Annotated in this window: 1 protein-coding gene and 1 pseudogene; both read left to right on the forward strand. The window is 31.0% G+C overall.

Translation table 11 applies throughout. The features are described 5' to 3' along the window. Window positions 1–372 precede the first annotated feature (372 nt). Window positions 373–2,886, forward strand: coding sequence for an AAA family ATPase (locus tag BU038_RS12105; protein ID WP_158262802.1), 2,514 nt, complete (start codon window positions 373–375; stop codon window positions 2,884–2,886). Between the two features lie 107 nt (window positions 2,887–2,993). Continuing rightward, window positions 2,994–3,086 (forward strand): annotated as a pseudogene (locus BU038_RS12705) (hypothetical protein); the annotation flags it as partial. Between the last annotated feature and the right edge of the window lie 42 nt (window positions 3,087–3,128).

The following is a 3,128-nucleotide window of genomic DNA, read 5'->3' on the forward strand; positions in this document are numbered from 1 at the left end:
TTAATCCAATAGTGTTCATTGAATATAAGTATTATAATACGCAGCATGCATACTTAACCGTATGTGTGCTGCTTTTTAATTGCGGAAAGTTATATAGTGTAATGTTATTGAAAAAATTATTGTATTTCCTACCTTTTTAAGGCCGTTTGTTGTAGAATATTGTTAAATCAATAAAAGAAGAAAAGCAGTAACAAACTAAAAGAAGTACAGCATTGTCTTTGAAATGACCACAAAGTTTTATCTTGCTTTGTCAAGCTGTAGTTTAAAGTTGTGTGTAATTAATTTTTAAGGCTATTCTCATGGATTACTGAAATATTAAAGGTACTATTTATGAATCATCTAAGGGAAAACAGAATTACAGGAGGTAAAATCATGAGAAGAACTATTACAGTTGGACATGGTATTGGTAAAATAAAACCAAATGAACTAGTAAGTAGAGCAGCAAGTGGTGATATTATTGTATTTGAAAAATCAAGTGAACCCTATGTGATAAAAAAAGGTTTAACTGTTCCTTCAGGTGCAGAAATTACATTTAAGAGTAATGGGGACCCTAAGGAGACAGTCATTGATTCTGCTTTTAAAATTGAAGGAAATGTATCTTTTCAAAACGTTACAATAGACTTACAAGCAGATAATAACATTCAGGTTTCCAACGGAAGTAAAGTTGATTTTGATAATGTAATAATTAAAAATAACTCTACGAATGCAGCGATTTATAGTGTTAATTCAAAAGTGATTCTTAAAAGAATGAATTTTATTAGTGATAAAAAAGAAAGTGGCATTCTTATTGACAATTATTCTGAAGCTAAAATTGAAGACTCGTTTATTTTAGGGTTAGGTGTTAGAAATAATTCATATATAGTAATTAATAACTCTAAAATTATTAATGCACTTGTTATGTACAATCACGCTGAATTAAATGCTAAAAATTTGTATATAGATTATGAAAATGCCTGGCTACCACTTTCATTAATATGCAACTCAAAATTAAATATAGATAATCTGCATTTAATAGGTGAAGGGGGCAATGAATTAAAAGTTTTGGAAAATTCAACCGCAACAATTGGTTCTATAAGCTCAACTAATATTCCTAGATTCAATATAGATAATACGTCTACTTTAGACACACAAGCGAATTTCGAAGCGACTAATGAAGTATCTACTTTAGAAGTAGAACAACCACTAAATACTCAACAAACCGAAGAACAAGAAATTTCTCAAGCTCAACCACAGTCTTTATCTGAACAAACTAATCCTCAGGCAATGGCTAAACAATCACTTGAAGAATTAAATGCATTAATAGGATTAGAAAATGTTAAGAGAACAGTGAATATGTTTATCAACAATGTGAAAATTAATCAAATCAAAAAAGAAAATGGTATGTATTATGATAAAATTTCACTACATTCTGTATTTTTAGGTAACCCAGGTACAGGTAAAACAACCGTAGCCCGTTTATTGGGAAAGGTTCTTTACTATAATGGTGTTATCAAAACTGATAACTTTGTTGAAGTTTCTAGAAATCAATTAGTAAGTAGCTATGTGGGTAAAACAGCAGAACAAACAGAACAAATATTAGAAAGTTCAAAAGGTGGTATACTTTTTATTGATGAAGCATATACACTTTATGAAGAAAGTGGCATCAACCCTGGGCAAGAGGCAGTAGATACTATTCTAAAGTATATGGAAGATTATCGGGATGAAATCATGATTATTTTTGCTGGCTACACAAATGAGATGTATGATTTCTTTAACATGAACCCTGGATTGAAATCACGTGTTCAACACCAATTCATGTTTGATGATTATAATGATCAACAGATGATAGAAATCGGAGAGTCTATATTAAATAAGCAAGGTCTTATATATAATCCAGAACTATACCGAAAACAAATGACTAAATTACTGCATCAATCTAATGATAATAGTAATGCACGTTGGGTACGTAATTTTAATGAAAAATTAGTTATGATACAAAACTCTCGTTTAGCGAATGAAAATGCATTAAATCAAGATGCATTGAGACAAATCATTGATGAAGATATATTACAAATGTCTGGTAAAGATAATGAACAAGAAACTTTAGATAATTTACTTGAAGAGCTTCATTCACTTGTAGGCTTAAATAATGTTAAAAATTTTGTATCAAAATTAGTGAAAGAAGCAAAAGCAAATAAAATGTTTGAAGAAAAAGGTTTGTCATTAGAGAAACCAACTTATCATATGGTGTTTACAGGTCCTCCAGGCACTGGTAAAACGACAATAGCGAGATTAATAGCGAAAATATTTTATAATCTAGATATATTAGCCGAAGACAAAGTAGTGGAAGTAGATAGACAAAATTTAGTAGGGGCGTATATTGGCCATACTGAAAAGAATACTGCCAAAGCGGTAGATCAAGCAATGGGCGGTGTATTGTTCGTGGACGAAGCCTATCAATTAGCTTCTGGTTCTGAAAATGATTTTGGCCATTTGGCTGTTGAAACGCTCATTACATCTTTAGAAAATTATCGTGATAAATTTATTGCGATTTTTGCGGGTTATACAAATGACATGGAAAGATTTTTAAATGAGAATGAAGGGCTAAAGTCGCGTATTCCTTATACCATTGAATTTCCTGCATATTCTTCAGAAGAGGTAGCGGAAATTGTCTATCGCATTTTAAACAAGGATTGGAACTTTGATAAAGATTACTTACTTCAATCAGTAAGTCAAGCCTATGAGAATCAAAGTGAAGATCTAAAAGCCAACGGTAGATGGGCAAGAAATACTGCTCAAAAAATTCTTTCTAATCATAAAGCTTATGTTGTAGAACATGTCGATGAACTAACAGATATTACAGAAATCAATAATGAAACTATACTGAATACATTGAATGAAGAATAAAGACTAACGTGTAGTTTATTATAATGCCAGAAGGTAGGCGTTAAAATTAACTGCTTGCTTTCTGACTTTTTGGTCATAATTTGAGTGATTTATCGTTTTAGAAGTTGTATCTCATACCATTCACAAAAGAATTACCAATGGAATATGCCGTTGAAATGAACCGTCTAATCAAATTCGAAATGGAAGGTTCTATCGGTTAATCCAATAGTGTTCATTGAATATAAGTATTATAATACGCAGCA

Source organism: Staphylococcus simulans, from assembly GCF_003043455.1.
GTDB classification, from domain to species: Bacteria; Bacillota; Bacilli; order Staphylococcales; family Staphylococcaceae; genus Staphylococcus; species Staphylococcus simulans_A.

What these genes read in the sequence shown, in the direction of transcription:
- BU038_RS12105 (WP_158262802.1), top strand. Translation starts at nt 373, where the DNA reads ATGAGAAGAACTATTACAGTTGGACATGGTATTGGTAAAATAAAACCA.